A 20,573-nucleotide genomic window follows, 5' to 3' on the forward strand; every position below is an offset into this window, starting at 1 on the left:
TATTATTTTGTTATCTTTCTGGTTGAAATATATTTTTTATTCTTGGATATTTGATTATGTCTAGGAGTAATTAAAGAATATTGGTTTTTTTTATTATTAAATTGAATTTGTTTAAATGAAATATTTAATTTTTTTTGCATTGTATCAAGGAATAATTCATCTTTTTCGGTCATTAAAACTATTATATCTCCTGATTTCTCCATTCTTCCTGTTCTTCCATTGCGATGTTGAAAAAAATCTAAATTTTTATGTGGTAAATCATAATGTATCACTAAATCTATATCTAGGTCTAAGCCTCTTGCCATAATATCGCTTGCTATAATATATTGATATTTGGCTTTTTGGATATCATTTATATATTGTTTTCGTTTTTTAGTATTTAATGCTGATGAAAAACAAATAACTTTTAAATTTTTTTGAACCATTGCTTCATAAATTTTAGCTTGTTCTTTAATGTTGGAAACAAAAATAATAGAAATATAAGGATTAATATGTTGGATTAAATGTATTAAAGTTTTTAATTTTTGTTCTGTCGTAGTTAAAAGATTATAATAATTTAATTTTAATTTATGTTCTTGTGTAGTATTTAAAAATAAATTTTTTCCAAAATATTTATTGATAAAAGGTTTTAATTTGTCAGTTATAGAAGCGGATATTATTATAATTTTAGGATTACATTTTGTTAATATTATATCTAAGATGGATAAAGAATCTTGATCAAATAACATATCTGCTTCTTCTAAAACTAAAAAATCGAGTTTATGAATTTTTAGTAATTTATGGCTAAGAACATATTCATTCAATTTACTTAAAGTTGTTATTAGTAAAGGAGGTTGTTTTTTTTTAAATTGATCTGATATTTTTTGTTTATTTATGCCACCATATAAAATTTTAATATTGGCTATTTTAGGTTCTATTTTTTTTAACATATTCAATATTTGCCAACCTAGTTCATTGGTGGGAGTAATTATGATTGCTTGTATTGTATTTTTTTGCCAATTTATTTTTGATAATATAGGTAATAAATAAGCATGAGTTTTTCCGGTTCCTGTAGGAGCAACACATACTAAATGATAAGGTTTTTCGAAATTGTTAAACATTTGTTTTTGTATAGGTGTTATTTTGAGAAAATTTAGTTGTTTTAATTTTTGCTTTATATAATGTTTCAAAGTAATTAAATTTCCTTTGTTTTAAATTTGTATAAATTATTTTTTTTGCCAGTTAATTTTAATATATGTTAGAATATTATTATCTGTTAATATTATATGGAAATTGAATTATAATATTTGATTTATTATTTATAATTTATCTTTATATGTCGTTGATCTTTTTATCAAAAATTGTTTAGTTTAGTTAGTATTTATATTAAAAAAGATAATAATTTTAAGAGGTTAATAATTTTTTATGTTTTGGTTTTTAAATAAAAATAAAAAAGTTAATTCATCAAATTGCAAAAAATGTTTCAGTAATCAACCGAAAGTTGAAAATATAGTTAATAGAAAAAAAAATGTATCTTGGAAATTTCCAAAAAACAGAATTTTTGTTAATATTATTTCGATTTTGATCGTATTAATTATATTTGTAACTATTGTTGTTATCCCTGTAGGTTATTTTATTTATTTGATTTTTCAGAGATAAATTTAAAGTTATTTAATATATTCAATAATAATCAATTTAATCTTGATTAGATAAGTTATTGATAAATAAAAATCCATCGAAAAAGATATTTTTTCGACGGTTTTGTTATTTTATATTTCTTAATCAATAATTTTCCCTTAAAAATAAATATTTTTGTTTAAAGTTATTTTTATCTTCATTTTTGATAATTATAATTATTCATTATTCTTTATTTAAGAATGAATTATTTAAATTAATTTCTACTTGTTCCCAATTAATAATATGAAAAAAAGCTTCAATATAATCTTGACGACGATTTTGAAAATCTAAATAATAAGCATGTTCCCAAAGATCTAAACCTAAAATCGGGTGACCTAAATTATGAGTTGTATCTTGATTACTGGTGGTTATTATTTCGGATAAATTATTATTATTAATAATCCACCATACCCAACCGCTACCAAAAAGATTTAAAGCTTTATTGGTAAATTGATTTTTAAAATTATCTAAATTTTTATAATCTCTTTTTATAATTTTTTGTGTTTCGTTTAATAAAATTGTTTCATTTGTTATTTTTGGTTTTAAAATTTTCCAGAAAAATGAATGATTAAAATGACCTCCTCCATTATTATGAACAGATTTTCTAATTTCTTGAGGTATTGATGATAAATTTGTTAATAAATTATTTATATTATCTTGAATATTAGGAAATTGTGATAAAGATATATTTAATTTATCAATATAGGTTTGATGATGTTTTTGATGGTGAATCATCATTGTTTTTGTTGTTATAAAAGGTTCTAATTCGTTATATTTATAGTTTAAGGTAGGTAGTTGATATTTCATATTTAGATATTATTGCTCCTTTTTATTTTGAATTTTTACAAAAATATTTTTAAATAAGTTAAATCATTCTTTATTATAACATGTTTAAAACAAAGATAGTTATTTGTAAATTTAATATGGATTTGAAATGGATCTAATATATAAAACAATATTTTGTTTTTTAGATATAAAAGTTTTGTTTTATATTTAAAAATTAAATAAAATAAAAAATAATTAATTTTATTATGATAAACATAATTATTCAGAAAGAAGTTAAATTCAATTTATGTTAAATAAAAATAACTGTACGAAAAAAAATACACGAAATATTATTAAACAATTAATTTTAGGTTCGAATTTAATTTCGATTTCTTGGGTTTTGTTTAACTTAAATAAATATTCTGTTTTAAGTAAAATTAATAAAATCCCTGTAATTAATTCTAATTTATGGTTATTTTGGCACTTACCTTTATTGTTTTTGGGATTTTTTTTAAATATTAATTATTTAATTTTGTTTTGGTTAATTTATATTTTTATAGATTGTTTCTTTTATTCGGTACCTAATTATTTAGTAACTTACGAGTATTTAAAAATTAATTATAATTTTTGTATTTCTGATAAATATTTTTTTGTTATTAGTAATATTGTTTTAGGTTCTTTTATACCCAATCTATTTTTATTAATAAGTTTTCTGTTGAATTATCGTTATGTTAATAAAAAACGTATTTTTATTTTTGGTTTTTTGATTATTATTTTACAATCTATCTCTCGTATCTTAAATGGTTATTTAAATTATTGGGATATTATTAAAATCATTTTTTATCGATATAATTATTTTTACTCAGATTTTGTTATAAATATTTTATTTTGTTGTTTTAATATTATCCCTATTATCATCAACGGTATAATTAATTGTTTATTATTTGGATTTTTATATAAAAAAGTTCAAAGTCTGTATTATGTAAATTAATTTAATATTTATATAAATATATAAAATGATTAAATTTATTCAAAATGTTATCGATTTAATTTATCAAAAATAAAATTTTATTATCATTTTGTTTCAATTGAAGAGAATTTTTTCAAATTAAATTATTTATTTTATGGTATTATTAATAATAAAATAATTATTTTTTCAACTATATTTAGATTTTTATTTAAATTAGTAATTGTAATTTTCAAGAGAGTTATTTTTTTTAAATTTGTGTTGATTATGTTTACCAATACTTTTTTAGATTAAGATCGATATAAGTTGCACTTTATTTTCTTAAATTTTAAAATTACAAAAACTTTTAATAAATATTTTTGATTTTTTAATTTTTTTAGGAAAAATATATAGTAATTAAAAATATTTATTTTAATACCTAAAATAAAAGATTTTGATTATTTACTATTGAGAATATAAAATATTTATTTTTATTAAAGATTGAAAAAAATTTTTATTTTTAATTAAAAATTTTCAATAAGATTGAAAGGAAAATATAATGATTTCTTCTTTTACAGAGTTAAATTTGTTAACTCAAATTCAAGAAGCTTTAAAAGAGCTTAATTTTAATAATCCTACTCCTGTACAGGCTTTGGTGATTCCTAAAATGATTCAAGGTATTGATATTGTAGCTCGTTCTCAAACAGGAACAGGTAAAACTTTTGCTTTTGGTATCCCAATGATTCAAAAAATTGATGCTAAAAATGCTCAAATTCAAGCTTTAGTATTATGTCCTACGCGTGAGTTAGCCTTACAAGTTTTTACGGAAATCAATAAACTGTTGAAATTTTATTCTGATATTAGAACTGCTGTTATTTATGGTGGCGAAAAATATTTTAAACAATTTAGCGCTTTGAATAAAAAACCTCATATTATTGTAGCTACTCCCGGAAGAATTTTAGATTTGTTAAAACAGCAAAAAATAGATTTATCTAATGTTAAATTGTTAGTTTTAGATGAAGCCGATGAAATGTTAAAAATGGGATTTCAAGAGGATGTAGAAGATATTTTAAAGACTATTCCTTCAGAAAGACAAACAGCTTTATTTTCTGCTACAATGCCTGATTCTATTAAAAAAATAGCTGCAAAATATCAAAAAAATTCTCAAACTTTAGAAATATCTAATAAAAATATTGCAGTTAAAAGTATTAAACAATTTTATTTTATTGTTTCAGATATAAGTAAAAATTTAGTTTTAGAACGTTTATTAGATTATCAAAATCCCGATTCTGTTATTATTTTCGCTAATACCAAAAGAAATGTAGATAATATTACTGATTATTTACAAACAAGAAATTTTTTAGTAGATGCTTTACATGGAGATTTGAAACAAAATCAAAGACAATATGTTCTTAATAATTTTCGTAATAAAAAAATTAAAATTTTAGTTGCTACCGATGTAGCTGCCCGAGGTTTAGATATTTCTGATGTTCAAATGGTTATTAATTATGATTTATCTAATGATTACGAAAGTTATGTTCATAGAATAGGTCGTACCGGAAGAGCTGGAAAATCAGGTGTTTCTTATAGTTTTATTAATGTTAGACAAAAAATTAAATTAAAAAAATTAGAATATTATTTGAAAGAAAAGTTATTATTAGCTGAAATTCCTAAGATCGAAGAGATTTATCAAAAACAAGATCAATTATTTCGTGACAAAGTTGTTGAATTAATAGATAATTATCAAAATAATAATTTATCAGTTGATATGTCTTTAATAGATAATTTAGTTAAAAAATATGATAATGAATTAATTATTAAATCTTTATTGCATTATATATCTCCTTGTCGTAAACAATACGAAAATATTATTATGCGAAATGTTTCTAATTATAATAATAATGATTTTGCAAAAACATCTTATATTAAAAATAATCGTATTAATAATAATGATTATTCTAAAAAATATGAACAAAATAATATTAACATGACAAAATTAATTATTAATATTGGTAAAAATGATCATGTTTATAATCCTGCCATTTTTTTACAAATTTTATATGATAAATTTAATATTTATAGAAAAAATATTGGTTATATTCAGCATTTTGCTGATAAAACAATTTTTGAAATTAATAATAATTTTGTTGATAAAATTAAGTCTAGAAAAGATATTTATTGGGAAAATAAATTAATAATTATTAGTGATGATTTAGGTAATAATGTTAACAATAAATATAAGAATTAAATAAAAAATTTTAATTTATTTTTGAATTTATTTCATATGATTATCTGATTTAAATATATAATTTAAATAAAAATAAAAAAGTCAAATTGTTTTTATCCTTATGGAAAGCGATTTGACTTTTTTTATTATATGTTTTATTTCTATAACTATTAATAATAATTAAATGGAGTTTATTTTTGTTTTCATAATTTTAGTTATTGAATGATTTAGTTTTTTCTTATTATTGTTTTATTATTGTTTATTATCTTTATTCAAAAGCTTTTGTATATTTTAAAATTTGAGTTAAACTTGATAATGATATGTAAATAATGCTTATGATAATAAAAGGTGTTATAGTATCGTAAGTAATAGCTATATTTCGTTGTGCAGTCCATAATAAATTTGGTAATCCAATAATAGAATATAAAGCGGTTTCTTTTAAATTTATTACAAATTGATCCCATATATTAGGTATTTCTCTTTTTAAAATTTGTTCTAATATAATGTGCCTAAATACTTGTTTGGAACTTAAACCTAGAGCATAAGCGGCTTCTATAGGTCCGGATTCTAAAAAATTAATTTGTCTAGACATGTTATTTAAAAAATGAAATGCATTATTAATGAAAGTTATAGTTAATGAAATACAAAAAATCCCTATTAAACCTTTTAAAAAAAATATTTTTTGTATTAATAAATTATACATTAATACAACTTGAATAGTAATAGGAATAGCTTTTGTAACATGAATACATAAAATTAACATATAATTTATTATTTTTGGAATAAATTTGCTAGAATTTTGGCACCATATTTTGAAAGGCAAAAATATTAATGCTAATAAGAAACCTAATAAGATAGCATCTATAGCTAATGTTAATGATATATAAAAGCTATCTTGGTATGTTTTAACTATATTTATAATTTTAGTTCCAAACTTATTATTTTGTCGTTTTTGCTGGTTATCATTTATGTAAGTTTTTATAGCTTTTGCACGTAAATTTTCCATTATATTAGGATTATCTTTTTTAATTTTATCAATTTGTTTTACTATTTCTTTGTATAATTTTTTGTTGTTATGGTGGATAAAAATACCTAAAGGATAATGAAAATCTTTTTTTTGATTATTTTTTTCGTTATCTATCAATTTTAAAGATTTAAATTTATTTTTATCATTTGCTTTTAAAGAGGTCATTAAATTTATAACAGGGTGTTCAAAAATAAATAAATCAACACGTTTTTTTTCTACTTCATTAACGCAATTTACTAAATCTTCTTTTGGATTTAATTTATATAAATTTAATTTATTTAATATTTCGATATCATAAATAGAACTAGCTGTAGTTGTTGCGCTAATATTTCCGTGTGTTTTAATTAAATTTTTTAAATCTTGAATAGTAATTTCTTTTTGGTTTATATAATTTTTAAATTTATGATTATCTTTTCTAATTAAAAAACCAATTTCAGAACTATCATATTCAATAGTATTCATTATTTTGTTGCGCTCTTCCGTAATATTCATGTTACCGATAGCAGCATCAATAACTTCTTGGTCAACTTCATTTAAAATACCAGGAAAATTTAATGATTTTATTTTCAATTGTTTATTCATATTTTTGGCTAATTTTTCAAATAAAAAAATATCAGAACCACTTACATATGTTCCTGTTTCGGTACGAAAACTATTAGGATTAGAAGAATCGCTATCAAAACATAAAGGCGGAGAATTACTTACTACTCCTAAAATAATACTATCTGAAGATTGTTCTTTAAAGCTACAAATTTTAAATAATTTATAATGTAAAAATGATATTATTGTAATAAAAATAAAAATTTTTAATATTTTTCGAATTTTTAATTGAAACATTAAAATAAGTTCTCTTTCGTTCGTGATTTTTTAGGATTAAATGTGGTAATTTACAAAAAAAATAATAGTTTTTGCATAAAAATTTATAATATTAAATAAGTGATTATTTGTAATATTATTTTTTTTCTTGTTCAAAGAAATATCTAATTTTAGGACATTTATTTAGTTTGAAAATATCATTTAAATTACCTTTTTCTGCAATTTGACCGTTTTCTAATAAATAAATTTTATTTGAAACTTTTTTTGCAAATTGTAATTCATGAGTCACAATAATAAGTGTTATATTATGTTTATCAACTAAATTTTTTAATAATTTTAATATTTCTTGGGCTGATTCCGAATCCAAAGCTGAAGTTGGTTCATCAAGTAAAATAATTTTAGGATCCATACATAGAGTCCTTGCTATAGCTACTCGTTGTTTTTGTCCTCCAGAAAGTTTTTGAACGTTTTCATAAGCAAATTTATCCATCCCTACTTCTTTTAATTTTTTTAAAGCTTTTCGAGAAGCTTCTATATAAGGCATTTTAAAAACACATTTCAATGCTAGGCAACAATTTTCTAAAACAGTTTTTTCTGAAAACAAATTAAAGTGTTGAAACACCATTCCTATTTTTATTCTTAAATTAGTCAAGGAAATATTAGAATTTAGAAGATTATAATTATTAAAGAATATTTTTCCTGAATCTGGTTTATTTAATAAATTTAAACATCTTAATAAAGTTGATTTTCCTGAACCGGATCTACCGATAATAGAAACTATTTCTTGTGGTTTTATTTTTAAATTAATATTATTTAAAATTATTTCTTTATTAAAAGAACTTTTTAAGTTTTTAACTTCTATTATATATTTCATTATAATTTTTATGCTCCTTTTAGATTATAAAATTTAATTTATTTAGTTAGATGGAATGTTTTCGATATTATCGCTAAATATTTAATGAAATTGGTTTTTTAATTTTTAAAATTCTATAAAAAAAAATGATGTTTGTCAAATTTTAAATAAATTAAATAAAATATTTTATTCCATAAAATTAAAAATTTTGATAAAATTCTTGTAGTATTATTAAAGTATAATGATTTCTTTATTTAACTTTTAAATATTGGATCGATAGATGTTTGTATATAATATATATTTTATGGAATTTTTTATATTTATTATTGTTAGTGGTTAGTTCAATTTTTTTATTTTTGAATATTTTAGATATTACAATATTACAATATTAATATTTAATTTGATATTATGATTGTAAAATAGATATTTATTTAGAATTTTAACTAATGATGAACGAATAACTTAATTTATTAAATGAATGTTAGATTAATATAAATTTCTTAAAATAATTTATATAAAAGAAAATAGGTATTGCAATTATGAATAAAAAAAAACAAATAATTAGGAGAAAAAAAATTTTTTTATTATCGATTTTGGTAACTTCTATTTTATTTTTTTTCGTGTTCTTTTGTATGGGAAAAATTTTAGGTCATATCGAACAACAACATGAAGAAGTTGTTTTGGACGTTAGTCAAGCTTTAGAAAGTAATTTAGAATCAGGGCAAAAAGATTTAATTTCAAATGTTAAAAATTATGCAGAAAACTCTTGTAATGACGTTTCAGAAAAAATTAAAAGTCAAGTAGATGTAATAAGTGAATATTTCAAAGAATCTTTAGATGATATTAAAGAAAATGTTCAAATTCGTTTATATAAATGTATTGATGAGTTGGAGCAGCATACAAAAGAACATATTAGTCAAACTTTTAATCAAATTTTAGAGCCTCAAATTGAACAAAATTTAAGTGATCTAAAATCTGGAGTTTTAAATATTTGTTCTAATTGGTTATCTAATATTTTTAAATTCAATAGTAAATGGGATTTTTTAAAATTTTTGTCTTCGTTTTTCTTTACTAAATCGAATACGTCAGTAAATAATAATAATTTAAATAACGATAATGATTTATGTCAAAATATAGAAATAAAATAATTAGCTAAATTTAATTATTATTAATATTATTATTCTAAGTTGGCTAATTATAATTATTATTGGTTTTATTAACACTGAAATTAAAGTTAAACTTTTAAAATAATTTTTTTAAATTCAAATAAGTAAATTTTTATTAATTTTAAAAAAACTTTCGATATTATTATGGATCTGTATAATTTTAAATTTGAATTCTTTTTGATTTTTTATTATTCATTTTATAATAGATATTGCTAATTTATTATTTTTTTTATTGATATATTTTGGTTTGCGAGATATTTTTTAAATATAAATTCGTTTTTTAATTTATTTATTTTTTATGAGATTTTAGCAATTTTATTAATTTATTGGCTTATTTTGTTTTCATAATTTTGAATTAAATAAATATTTTTATTTTATTATCTATCTATTTTTTTAAAATTCGTTTATAATATTAAATGTAGTAGTTATCTAATTAAAAATTTAGTTTTAAAAAGCTATGATTACTACAAAAATTAAACACTTATTTGGATAAAAAAGAGTGTATTGTTTTTTTGTTTATTAATTTTAATTTTTAATTAAATTTAATAAATATTTGATTTTGAAAATTTGAATTTGAACGTTGAAAAAATTATATTTTATTAATTAAGCATTGATTAAGCATTGATAAATTTAATTATTTAGTTTTTGTTAAAAAAACAAAATATTGAATTATTAAAATTTTATAATTTTAAATTAATTTAATTATTAAAGAAGGAAAGTAATAAATATAAATACTGAACAAAGAAAAATTATTTCATTAAAAAATGTTAAAAAAATAGCCGTTATTATGTTTTTTTTAATGATTATAGGTTTATTAACATTTATTTTTTTAAAACCAATAAATACATCATTTATGTTTACTGATTCTAAAGAAAATTTGACATCAGGAAATATTTCTTCTGAAGAAGTCCCTCGAATTGATACAGATAATGAAAATTTAATAAATTTAGAAGAAAAAAATAATCATGATGATCTTGATTATGCTTCTTTAAAGGATTATAATAGTGAGATTTTAGCGGACTTAAGTAATTCTGAAATTAAAGAAATTATTGGCGAATCCGAAACTCCATCTGAAGTTTTATCTGTAACTCGAACAGATGATAAAAAAGATATAATACAAACTAATGTTATTAAATCTAAATCTAAAATTCGCTCTTTTTTTAAACCATTTCGTAATATTAGAACAAATTTAAAAAAATTAAAAAAATTTAACTCTACAAATAATCTTGTAAATCATAATTTTGATTTTGAACCAGATTATGCTACTATTACAAAAAATAAAAATTTAGAAAAAATGAAAAATTTGTCTGCTATTAACTTTCATAAAGTAATTGAAACTCCAGAAGCTATTTGTTAATAAATTATTGATTTTACAAAATTTTTAAATAAAAGTTAATATTAATTTTAAGGATTGGAGGGCATTCTAAAAAAATAATTTCTTGTTTGGAAATTTTTGAATAAAATACCTTTAAATTATATTAAATCTTATTAATTGAAATAATTAATATTTTAAATTGCATTTATAAATTATATTCGAGTGGTAAAAAAGATCTTGAAAATAGGTCTTTTTTATTTATTTTGTCTTTTTATTTTTTATAAATTTTTGATTTTTAAGTATAAAATTGTTAAATTTTTTTCTTAATATTTATTAATTTAATTTGGCTATATTCATTAGAAAGATATTGGTCGAAGTAAGGTTTCCTTTGCTATGAAAATTAAAAAAAATTATTTATTTTTTTTTATTTTTTTTTGTTTTTTTAAAGTTTTAATTTTTTTATTTTTTTATAAAATGATAATTAAAGATAAAAATATTAATCTAGTTAATGTTTCTTTATGTAATTCAAAATTTTTACAAGAACAAGATATTAATTTTGAAAATGAATTGAAAAATATTGATACTGACAAATTTAAGGTTTTATTGAAAATTAAAGAATCTTTTCCTCAATATTTTCAAGAGTCTAACGAGGATAAAAATAGTTTTTTATTAAATCACATTTTAATATTAATTTTAGGAGAACTGAAAAATCATAATTATCAATGGTTTAATAAATACAAAGAATCAAATTTAATTTTTAAAGAATATTTATCAATTTTAGAAAAATATGATTTATTTAACGAATTTGGATACAAAATAGAAGAAATAGTTTTTGATCCGAACAAATATATTTTTATTCTTCCTGGTAATTATAATGAATTTAATAATTATGATAAATATTTGTTTTATAAAGAAAATTCCTTTAAAATAGATTCAAAGGGTTTTTTTTGGAGCAATTGGTATCCTAAAAATTTGTTATTTATATCTAAAAGTTATTTAGATATTATTTTAAAACTTAGTACAACAATTTGGGAGTTAAAAAATAATCCGATTCAAAAATCATTTATAGAAGAAGAATTAAATATATTTCTTAAAAAACATCTTTTATTGTCTAAAGCTGATACAGATGTTCATTACATGAAAAATAAAATAAAAAAATTAAAAAATTCTTTGAATAGCGAAAATAAAATAATTTATAATTTAACTATAAAAATCCAAGAGAAAGAAAGACAATATCGTCAACAAATGAATTTATCTGAAGAAGAACGTCAACAGTTAAAAGAAGATATTGATACACTTAGAAATCAATTAAGTAATAGCCAAGATCAAATTGAAGGCCAGAAAAAGACTTTAGATAAAGCGCAACAAGATTTACAAAAAACTTCTTATGAATTGACTAATATTCGAGAAGAATTAAAGAAAGATCTTCAACTCAATAAAGGCGCTGTTGATCAACTTACATCAGAATTAAATGTTTTAACTGATAAACACACTGCATTAAATCATGATTTGGATGAAATGAAACAAGATAATCAAATTTTAAAAGATCACAACAAACAATTAGAAAGTCAATTAATAGATTTAAAAACAGAAGTTAGTTCGTTACAAAATCGTATTACCGAACAACGCGGAATGATTGATTCAATAAGTGATCTTGTATCTGAAACTCGTAAGCAACAAAAAGAGTTAGACGAAAATATTGATTCTTTAACTATAAAAATCCAAGAGAAAGAAAGACAATATCGTCAACAAATGAATTTATCTGAAGAAGAACGTCAACAGTTAAAAGAAGATATTGATACACTTAGAAATCAATTAAGTAATAGCCAAGATCAAATTGAAGGCCAGAAAAAGACTTTAGATAAAGCGCAACAAGATTTACAAAAAACTTCTTATGAATTGACTAATATTCGAGAAGAATTAAAGAAAGATCTTCAACTCAATAAAGGCGCTGTTGATCAACTTACATCAGAATTAAATGTTTTAACTGATAAACACACTGCATTAAATCATGATTTGGATGAAATGACAAAAAATAATAATTTTTTAATTGATTTTACTGATAGATTTTTTTATAGTTTGAAGTCGATTACATCTTCGTTTCTAAAACAATTAGATAAACAAAAATCTGAAAACATTAAAAATAATTTTTTAAATGTGTCTGCCCAAAAATTTGCTAAAGATACTTCTCAAATGCCTTTATTCGGGGAATTAATTGGCATGAAAAAAGAAAAAGATCAATTACAAGATTATTTAAATTATCTCCGGGATACTAATAAATATTCGAGTATGGGTATGAAAAAATTTCCTAAAGGTATTATATTATATGGCCCCCCAGGTACAGGTAAAACTCATTTAGCTGAAGCATTTGCTCGAGAGTCAGGATTATCCGTGTTTTCTTTATCATCTTCAGATTTTTCGAAAACTTATGTAGGGGAAGCTCCAAGATTAATAGAAAATCTTTTTATAGAAGCTCGTAAAAAATTTCCTAGCATTATTTTAATAGATGAATGCGAAAGTGTTTTTCGTTCTCGTTCTAGTAATTCTTTGACTAATGATCATGGCAATGTTATAGCTGCTTTTTTATCTTATTTAGAAGGTGTTCATGAAGATAAAGAGAAACCTGTATTTATTGTTGCTATGACCAATATATTAGAAGAAATAGATTCAGCTATTTTGAGTCGTTTTGATAAACGTATTAAAGTGGATTTATGGGATTTTTCTTCTATTCAAGAATTTTTAAAATTAAAAGCTATAAATTATAAATTAGATTTAATGGCTTATGATTATTTGATAAATTATATTCCTAACATTATATTCAAATTCAATTATGACGAATTAAAAACTCCTCGTGGTTTAATTAGTTTATTAAATCAAGCTGTTACTATATCTCAAAGATCAAATCATCAACATTCTTATGTAACATTAATTGATTTACAATTATCTTTAGATTTAAAATTAGGTCTTAATAAGGTTAATTGGGAAAATCACCAACATAAAGCTAATTCTTGGCAAGATTTAGTTTTTATTAAAGAATATAATGGCATTTCTATAAAACAACTTTTTGAAGATAATGATTTTGAAAAATTAGAATTAGAATATTATAAATTAATTAAAAATAATATTCAAAAGAATAAAAAACCTGTTTATATTTCTTTCAAAAAAGATGGCAGTTATTTTTATGATATTGATTTAAATGATAATATGTGGCCTTCTAGTTTATTAGGTTTTTATTTAGATGTTCAAGAAGATGTTATAACCGATAATTTGGATAATTTAAAAATTTCAAATCCAGAAGATATTTTAAGGTTATATATTCAAAAATATAATTATAAAGTTAATCGGATATATTTTGTTTGGGATTTATTTAAACAAAAAGAAATTGACTTTTTATTATTGAACAAATGGGAAATTTTTGTTCAAAAATATCCTTTTTTAAAAACAAAATATCATATTATGAGAGATGAAGTGAATCCTCGAATTAATTCTTTAAATGATTTAGAATTAAATGAATTATTGAATGATTGGATAAAACAATTTAAAAATAAATGGATTCAATTAATACTTCCTAAAATGAAATTATCTGAAAAAACTATTTATGATTTGTTTAATTTAAATATTGTTAATTTGATTGAAGAAGAAATTAACTTTTTTTGGCAAGAACATAATCTTTCTGAAGAAAATTGTTTAGAAAAGATTATTATGCGTTTGAATGAAAATTTTTATAATTTGTTTAAAGATTTTATTCGTACTAAAACTAGCGAAATAATTAATAATATAAATTTAAATAAAAAAATATTTTCTTCATTTCAAATTGAACACATTAAAGAATATTTAAAAAAAACAACTATTCAAGAATTTGAAAAGGATTTTGATTTATTTTCTCAAAAAAATATTTCATCTGAAGAAATTTTAATAAAAATATTTATTAATCAAGAAAAATATTTTAATCAACAAGATAGTTTATATTATAAACTTTGGCAAGAACAAATATATAAATATTTAGATATTTCTTTGCCTATTTTTGAACAATTAAAATTAAAACAATATTTAATTCAGCACTTAATTAAAACTTATTTTCAACAAGATTTAGAATTAAGTAATATTATTGAACAATTAAATGAAAAAATTGATCTTTATCAGCAACAGTTTGAACAAAAATTAGAAAAAAAAATTAATAAAATTGTAAATAAATATTTTTTATCTAATTATTTTCAAGATTATCCTGATTTTGAAACTCTTAATTTTATTAATAAAAGAGCTAATATATGGATTAATCATAATTTAAAATCAGACAAAACAATTAAATCAGAACAAGAAATTGAAAATATAGTTTTTAATTTTTTACAACAATATGCAAAAGATATAATTAATAATAAGCAAAAAAATAATTTTTTTGTAGAAAATAATTTTGTGAAAATTATTATTTTTATTTTTTTGTTATTTTGTGTTTTTTATTTGTTACGTTCCAATAATTTGAAAAAATAAAATTAATATCCATCAATTTTAATTTTCCGTTTTAGAATGGAAAATTATCTTTGATAAATAAAAAAATAATATTTTTTTTATTTATTGATTTATATTTGTTATAATTTACGTCGTATTATTTTTTTAAAATAAAATTTATAAAAATAATAATAAATTTTCATTGGAGCAGTACTCAAGTGGCTATAAGAGGCATCTCTGCTAAGGATGTAGTTCGAGAAATTGATGCAAGGGTTCGAATCCCTTCTGCTCCGCCATTTTTATTTTTTAAATAATTGAATAAAAAAAATTAAATATAAAAAAAATAAAAACACTCTTTAAAATAATTAAAAATTAAAGAGTGTTTTTTTATTTTGTAATATTTATAAATTATTTGTATTTGGAGTTTTTTTATTAAATTGATAAATTATAAGTACAAATATTACTGTTATTAAAACGCATAATAAATAAAATAATTTTGATGCAAAAGAACTGTTATTATTTGATGAAAATTTGAAATTATCTTCATTGTTACTACTATTATTAGTATCCGAATTATTATCAGTATCATTATCTAAAACTTTATTGATTTCTTCTTTTAATTCTTGGAAAGTGAGTAATTTTTCATCTAAACTTTCATTTATAATAGTTTGTAATGTTAGTTTTTGTAAATTTATTTCTTCATTTAATATATTTTGGCTTGTCAATTCTTGTTTTAATATTTGATTTATACTAGATAGTTTTACGCGAACACTATCCATTTTTGTTGTTAATTGGTCTTTTGATTTTAAAGTATTTATTTTATCCACCATGTCTATTAATAAGTTGTTTATTTTTGTGTAATCATTGTCTAAATCGTTATATAATGTTTGGAAATCTTTTAAATTTTCTGTTAATGATTCGATAGTTGTTGGGTTATCTTCTTCATTTATATTTTGGAAGAATGTTATACTATCTTCTAATTTTTTTAATTTTTCATTGAAATATTTTGTTATTTCATTTTTTATATCTTCAAAGTTTTGTTGTGTATTTGAATCTTCTTGTTTTACTAAACCAATTATTGAAATTAATTCATTAACTATTTCATTTTTTTTGCTTTCTTCTGAATCAAATAATTGATTTTTTAGATTTTTAAATGCTTGTTGGTTATTGAAAAAATTTTTGATATCTTCTTCGATAGTTTTGTATTCTTTTAGTAATTGATTGCATTTTTCTAGTAATGATTGATTTCTTGTTATTACTGGGTTATTACTCATTTGTGTTAAATATGTTAATATATCTCTGTCTTCTTCTTTTGTATTAGCTTTTAATGAAAATTTTGAATTTAAAGTTATGTAATTAATAGCAAATAATAATATTATAAACGCTATTAAAATATTTATTAATTTATTAATATAAAAAAATTTTTTGATATTATTTATTATTTTAGGCATATATAAAATTTATCCTTTCATTCTTAAGATTAAAAAAGCAAAAACTTAGTATAACTGTTGATTATTTTAATCTTATACAAGATTAATTCTAACATAAAAATTTACAAATATATTTTTGATTTTTTAAAATTTTTTTTAAAATTAAACTATTTTGAATTATAATTTTTTCAATTTATTTTTTATTCAATATTTTTAAAATTATTAATTTTAATTTCAAAATAAAATGATGAGTTGGATTAAATAATTATTTTAATATTGACTTTAATAAATAATGTTGTTAGAATAAAAAGCAGTTTAATTAAATTTAATTTTTATATTTTCATTACTTTTTTGATAAATATTTTTAAAGTAATTTTTATAAGTTTTATTTAAATGTAAAAAAAAAATTTGAAACAAACTTTTTATGATAATTTATTATTTTTTAATTTATATTTTACATTAATTTATAATTTAAAAATTTGTTGTTTTAATTTATTTTATATATTTTATATATTATTATAATATTTTACTATTCATTTAGGCCCGTTGGAGAAATGGTTAACTCACATGCCTTTCACGCATGCATTCACGGGTTCGAATCCCGTACGGGTCACCATTAAGATTATTTTATTTTAAATATTGCACCCATAGCTCAACTGGATAGAGCATCTGACTACGGAGGGCGCAAAAGATGCGCATAATTCTGCTATTTAACGAATAGCCTTGTACGATAATTACAAGAGGTCACGTAAACACCTCAAGGTGGGCTTGGTCAATTATTTCGAAAGATTTATTGACAATAGCAAAAGCACGCAAGCGAGATGAGACAAAATATCTAGTCAATAAGTCGACGCTAGACCAGAAGTTAAGGAAAAGGTGAAAATCCCTAATCAGATAAAAAGCATGGTAATTTCAGAGACATCTTCGGAAAGATATTGATAAAAAAACCGAGATTTTGAAGGTAAAGGATATAGATTCGTAGTATCTTTTAATTATCTGTAAAGTTAGTTGAACTAACTCTTCAAACAGCTATACTTATTCTTGTTTATCGAAAAAACACATTGATGATTCGATTTTAAAAAGAAATTGTAAACTGAACCTATAAACTTCACGTAGAATTATGTAGTAACTTTGATCTCCCTAAAGATAGGTTTTGAAAAAAACCTTAAAACAGCCAATAGATGCTGATCCAAGGGAAAAGTGAAACTTATAGTAGTCATAGGAATAATACTAAAATTGGAATATTTCAGGATAACCCTATCAAGGAGAAGGATAATAACCTTTGCAAGGCGAAAAAGTTTCAATATCTTTCGTTTTTTATTAAAGATACTTATTAATTGGTAGTTAAAATTATATTAGTTTGCGTTCAATTCCATTTGTAAAAGTTTGCGACTAAAATTAAAAAATTTTTTCTACAAAAATTAATAAATTATTTAATTATTATTTTTGTATTTTATTTTTATTTATTTTTAAATTTTTTTAGGAAATTCCGGAGTAGATGGATAGATTTAATTTATAATTTTTTATCTTAAATAATTTAATTTATGTTAAATTCCATCAAAAAATATGTTTAAAATCGATATAAACCTAAACCGGTTTAAAAAAAGAGCAAAGAAATAACAAAAATATACTTTTAAGATAAATTAGAAATAATTTATTTAAGTCGATAGTAATAAAATTAATAAAGAAAAAAAGATATTAGGAGCCGGATGTTTGGAAACTTACTTGTCCGGTTCTGTGGGGGGCTAATTTCGAATAGGAAAGTTAAATTATATTTTTTAATTTTCTAAACCGATTTAATCTATCCCAATTCAGAAGGTTGGGGGTTCAAATCCTCTTGGGTGTGCCATTTTTATTTTTTTGTCGGGAAGTAGCTTAGTTTGGTTAGAGCGCCTGGTTTGGGAGGGCGAGAAAGATGCCTAAAATATTTAGTGGTTTTACCAACCATCGTCATTATGATAATGTGACGCAACATATATCTGGTTGATTATTTCGAAAGATTAATTGATTATAGCAAGGTATAAAAGCGCATTGAGTAAAAAATATTTTTACAATAAGTTTGTGCAAGTTGAATGATGGCTATGGATAAACTTTTTATAAAGTCTAAGAGAATGAAGAAATCTGTTTTAATAAAATTACTAAAATAATTAGTAATTTTTCAGTTTTATTTTAATTTGGTCCCAAGATTAAAATAATTATCACCTTTTTTGAAAAATCAAAAGGACTAGTTTCAAGATTCACCTATTATCTGTTTTTTGTAAAAAAAATTTGGATCTAGGTTATCTCACCTAAGGTCATTGGGTAAATATTTTAGAGTAACTTCTATCTCCCTAAACTGCATGATATTTTTGGAGAAAAATTTTAAATTTTGATTCAAGAAAAGTAGCAAGGGAAAAGCAAAACCATAGTAGTCATGGTGTATTTAAGGTAAGTTTTGGAATATTCTTATCATATGATCCCATTTAAGAGATTAGGAAAGCTAATCACAAGGCGAAAGGGGCAAGATAATTTCAGATCGGATATTAATTAATTTATATATTTTTAATATTTCTAAATTTAATAAAGTTTAAATTTTCAATAAGTTTAATTTAAATTTTATTTTTTAGAAAAATTGAAATTGAAATTATTTAAACGCCGTATACTTGGAAACTTGTTTGTACGGTGTTGTGTGGGGCTTATTGTAATAATGAATATTCTATGAAACGCAATAATTCTATCACGATCCAGGAGGTCGCGGGTTCGAATCCTGTCTTCCCGACCATTTTTTATTATTTAATAATTTAATTATTTTCGTTTATGCGAATGTCGTATAATGGTTATTACTCTAGCCTTCCAAGCTAGATATGTGGGTTCGATTCCCATCATTCGCTCCAGTTTAAATTAAAATTTATACAATAATAATTTGTAGAATTTTATATAAATAAAAATATTTTTATTTTGGGAATTTAATTTTTAATTTATTATTGTATTCATTTGGACGCCAAAGAGGCCTGAATATCGTGTCATTTAACCAATGACCAGTGCGATAAACACTGTAAGGCTAAGAACGGTTCTTGAACGGAAACTCTCAGGAATTACAGCAGTTCTTAAAAGCGGGTTGCGACGAAGTAGTTAGTCAAGAAGATACCGCCACCAAATGGTTCTAAGGATAAGCCTGTAATGGCCTAAGAAGATAAGCAGATGTAATAATGAAACCTACTTCGCAAACTACTGTTAATCGAGTAGTCCGGAATCTATCAATATAGATATCTAATATTGGATAGTTTATCAATTAACAAACCTGGAATCTCACCATTAACAAAATGGTTACTTCACCTAAGGAATCAAGGTAGATATTTAGCGTAACTTGGAGAATCCTAAAGGTCAGTTATTAAATTAACTAATAATGAGTTTAAAGTCATTAGGCCCAAGGATAAAGCGACTTCTTAGTAGTCGGAGGAGTAAAACTTGATCTGGAATGATAAAGAGAATCGTCCTCCCTGGAATAAGGTTAACGACCTTGATAGGGCGAAAGAAGTCAGTAATTTATTGTTTGTTAGATAACTTATTAAAAGAAATATAAATTTTTGCGAATATTATTCCTGTAATTAAAAAAAATTTAATTAAGAAGGTCATAGAATACTTATTAACTCTCTCTTTTTTGATTTAAGTTTCGTATTTATAACTCTAAAATATCTTGTTGTTTACTATATAATCCCAAAAATACTGTAATTATAAAGTTAGTAAAAATATCATAAATTTGAATACCTAACCTTCTAGCAGAATATATTCTGCGGATTATTATTAGTTTCAAATGAAAATTTTATATAGCTAAAAATTTAAAAAATAAAATTTACTGAAACAGTATTTGTAAAAAAATTATCATTAAATATAAATCTCAAACTAATTTCTGTCTAGGAAAAACCCCATTTTTATTTTACATGGTT

At 21.3% G+C, this 20,573-nt stretch carries 11 protein-coding genes and 3 tRNA genes; 9 read left to right on the forward strand and 5 right to left on the reverse strand.

What is annotated here, in order from left to right; genetic code table 11:
* Positions 1-2: 2 nt before the first annotated feature.
* Positions 3-1,169: a DEAD/DEAH box helicase gene (locus tag OC705_RS00415; protein ID WP_304512249.1), complete on the reverse strand. Its 1,167-nt coding sequence runs from the start codon at positions 1,167-1,169 to the stop codon at positions 3-5.
* Positions 1,170-1,404: 235 nt separating this feature from the next.
* On the opposite strand from OC705_RS00415, the gene OC705_RS00420 reads away from it, so the two are divergent.
* Entirely contained in the window at positions 1,405-1,638 is a 234-nt protein-coding gene (locus tag OC705_RS00420) for a hypothetical protein (RefSeq protein ID WP_304512248.1), read from the forward strand.
* A 201-nt stretch (positions 1,639-1,839) separates the two neighbouring features.
* On the opposite strand, the gene OC705_RS00425 is transcribed toward OC705_RS00420, so the two are convergent.
* Positions 1,840-2,463, reverse strand: a complete 624-nt coding sequence (locus OC705_RS00425) for a superoxide dismutase (protein WP_304512247.1) — start codon at positions 2,461-2,463, stop codon at positions 1,840-1,842.
* Between the two features lie 265 nt (positions 2,464-2,728).
* On the opposite strand from OC705_RS00425, the gene OC705_RS00430 reads away from it, so the two are divergent.
* The gene (locus OC705_RS00430) at positions 2,729-3,412 is read left to right on the forward strand and encodes a hypothetical protein (RefSeq protein ID WP_304512246.1); all 684 of its coding nucleotides are present in this window, start codon (positions 2,729-2,731) and stop codon (positions 3,410-3,412) included.
* Positions 3,413-3,926: 514 nt separating this feature from the next.
* Complete coding sequence (locus OC705_RS00435; RefSeq protein WP_304512245.1) at positions 3,927-5,615, forward strand: DEAD/DEAH box helicase; 1,689 nt, start codon at positions 3,927-3,929, stop codon at positions 5,613-5,615.
* Between the two features lie 247 nt (positions 5,616-5,862).
* On the opposite strand, the gene OC705_RS00440 is transcribed toward OC705_RS00435, so the two are convergent.
* Together OC705_RS00440 and OC705_RS00445 are read right to left on the reverse strand one after the other, a co-directional pair.
* Entirely contained in the window at positions 5,863-7,458 is a 1,596-nt protein-coding gene (locus OC705_RS00440; RefSeq protein ID WP_304514012.1) for a transporter substrate-binding domain-containing protein, read from the reverse strand.
* 115 nt (positions 7,459-7,573) lie between these two features.
* Positions 7,574-8,311, reverse strand: a complete 738-nt coding sequence (locus tag OC705_RS00445; protein ID WP_304512243.1) for an amino acid ABC transporter ATP-binding protein — start codon at positions 8,309-8,311, stop codon at positions 7,574-7,576.
* A 518-nt stretch (positions 8,312-8,829) separates the two neighbouring features.
* Between OC705_RS00445 and OC705_RS00450 the strand changes: the two genes are divergently transcribed.
* The 4 genes from OC705_RS00450 to OC705_RS00465 all read left to right on the forward strand — a co-directional run bounded on the left by OC705_RS00450 (position 8,830) and on the right by OC705_RS00465 (position 15,513).
* Entirely contained in the window at positions 8,830-9,438 is a 609-nt protein-coding gene (locus tag OC705_RS00450; protein ID WP_304512242.1) for a hypothetical protein, read from the forward strand.
* A gap of 805 nt (positions 9,439-10,243) precedes the next feature.
* Complete coding sequence (locus OC705_RS00455) at positions 10,244-10,813, forward strand: hypothetical protein (RefSeq protein ID WP_304512241.1); 570 nt, start codon at positions 10,244-10,246, stop codon at positions 10,811-10,813.
* Between the two features lie 351 nt (positions 10,814-11,164).
* The gene (locus tag OC705_RS00460) at positions 11,165-15,259 is read left to right on the forward strand and encodes an AAA family ATPase (RefSeq protein WP_304512240.1); all 4,095 of its coding nucleotides are present in this window, start codon (positions 11,165-11,167) and stop codon (positions 15,257-15,259) included.
* Between the two features lie 162 nt (positions 15,260-15,421).
* A tRNA-Ser gene (locus OC705_RS00465) sits at positions 15,422-15,513 on the forward strand.
* A 105-nt stretch (positions 15,514-15,618) separates the two neighbouring features.
* On the opposite strand, the gene OC705_RS00470 is transcribed toward OC705_RS00465, so the two are convergent.
* Complete coding sequence (locus tag OC705_RS00470; protein ID WP_304512239.1) at positions 15,619-16,668, reverse strand: hypothetical protein; 1,050 nt, start codon at positions 16,666-16,668, stop codon at positions 15,619-15,621.
* Between the two features lie 519 nt (positions 16,669-17,187).
* Between OC705_RS00470 and OC705_RS00475 the strand changes: the two genes are divergently transcribed.
* Positions 17,188-17,263 (forward strand) — tRNA-Glu (locus OC705_RS00475).
* 2,182 nt (positions 17,264-19,445) lie between these two features.
* Positions 19,446-19,520 (forward strand) — tRNA-Gly (locus tag OC705_RS00480).
* Positions 19,521-20,573 lie beyond the last annotated feature (1,053 nt).

Source organism: Candidatus Phytoplasma fabacearum (genome assembly GCF_030586805.1).
GTDB lineage: Bacteria > Bacillota_I > Bacilli_A > Acholeplasmatales > Acholeplasmataceae > Phytoplasma > Phytoplasma fabacearum.

What these genes read in the sequence shown, in the direction of transcription:
- OC705_RS00450 (WP_304512242.1), top strand. Translation starts at nt 8,830, where the DNA reads ATGAATAAAAAAAAACAAATAATTAGGAGAAAAAAAATTTTTTTATTA.
- OC705_RS00425 (WP_304512247.1), bottom strand. Translation starts at nt 2,463, where the DNA reads ATGAAATATCAACTACCTACCTTAAACTATAAATATAACGAATTAGAA.
- OC705_RS00445 (WP_304512243.1), bottom strand. Translation starts at nt 8,311, where the DNA reads ATGAAATATATAATAGAAGTTAAAAACTTAAAAAGTTCTTTTAATAAA.
- OC705_RS00470 (WP_304512239.1), bottom strand. Translation starts at nt 16,668, where the DNA reads ATGCCTAAAATAATAAATAATATCAAAAAATTTTTTTATATTAATAAA.
- OC705_RS00440 (WP_304514012.1), bottom strand. Translation starts at nt 7,458, where the DNA reads ATGTTTCAATTAAAAATTCGAAAAATATTAAAAATTTTTATTTTTATT.
- OC705_RS00455 (WP_304512241.1), top strand. Translation starts at nt 10,244, where the DNA reads ATGTTTTTTTTAATGATTATAGGTTTATTAACATTTATTTTTTTAAAA.
- OC705_RS00420 (WP_304512248.1), top strand. Translation starts at nt 1,405, where the DNA reads ATGTTTTGGTTTTTAAATAAAAATAAAAAAGTTAATTCATCAAATTGC.
- OC705_RS00460 (WP_304512240.1), top strand. Translation starts at nt 11,165, where the DNA reads ATGAAAATTAAAAAAAATTATTTATTTTTTTTTATTTTTTTTTGTTTT.
- OC705_RS00435 (WP_304512245.1), top strand. Translation starts at nt 3,927, where the DNA reads ATGATTTCTTCTTTTACAGAGTTAAATTTGTTAACTCAAATTCAAGAA.
- OC705_RS00430 (WP_304512246.1), top strand. Translation starts at nt 2,729, where the DNA reads ATGTTAAATAAAAATAACTGTACGAAAAAAAATACACGAAATATTATT.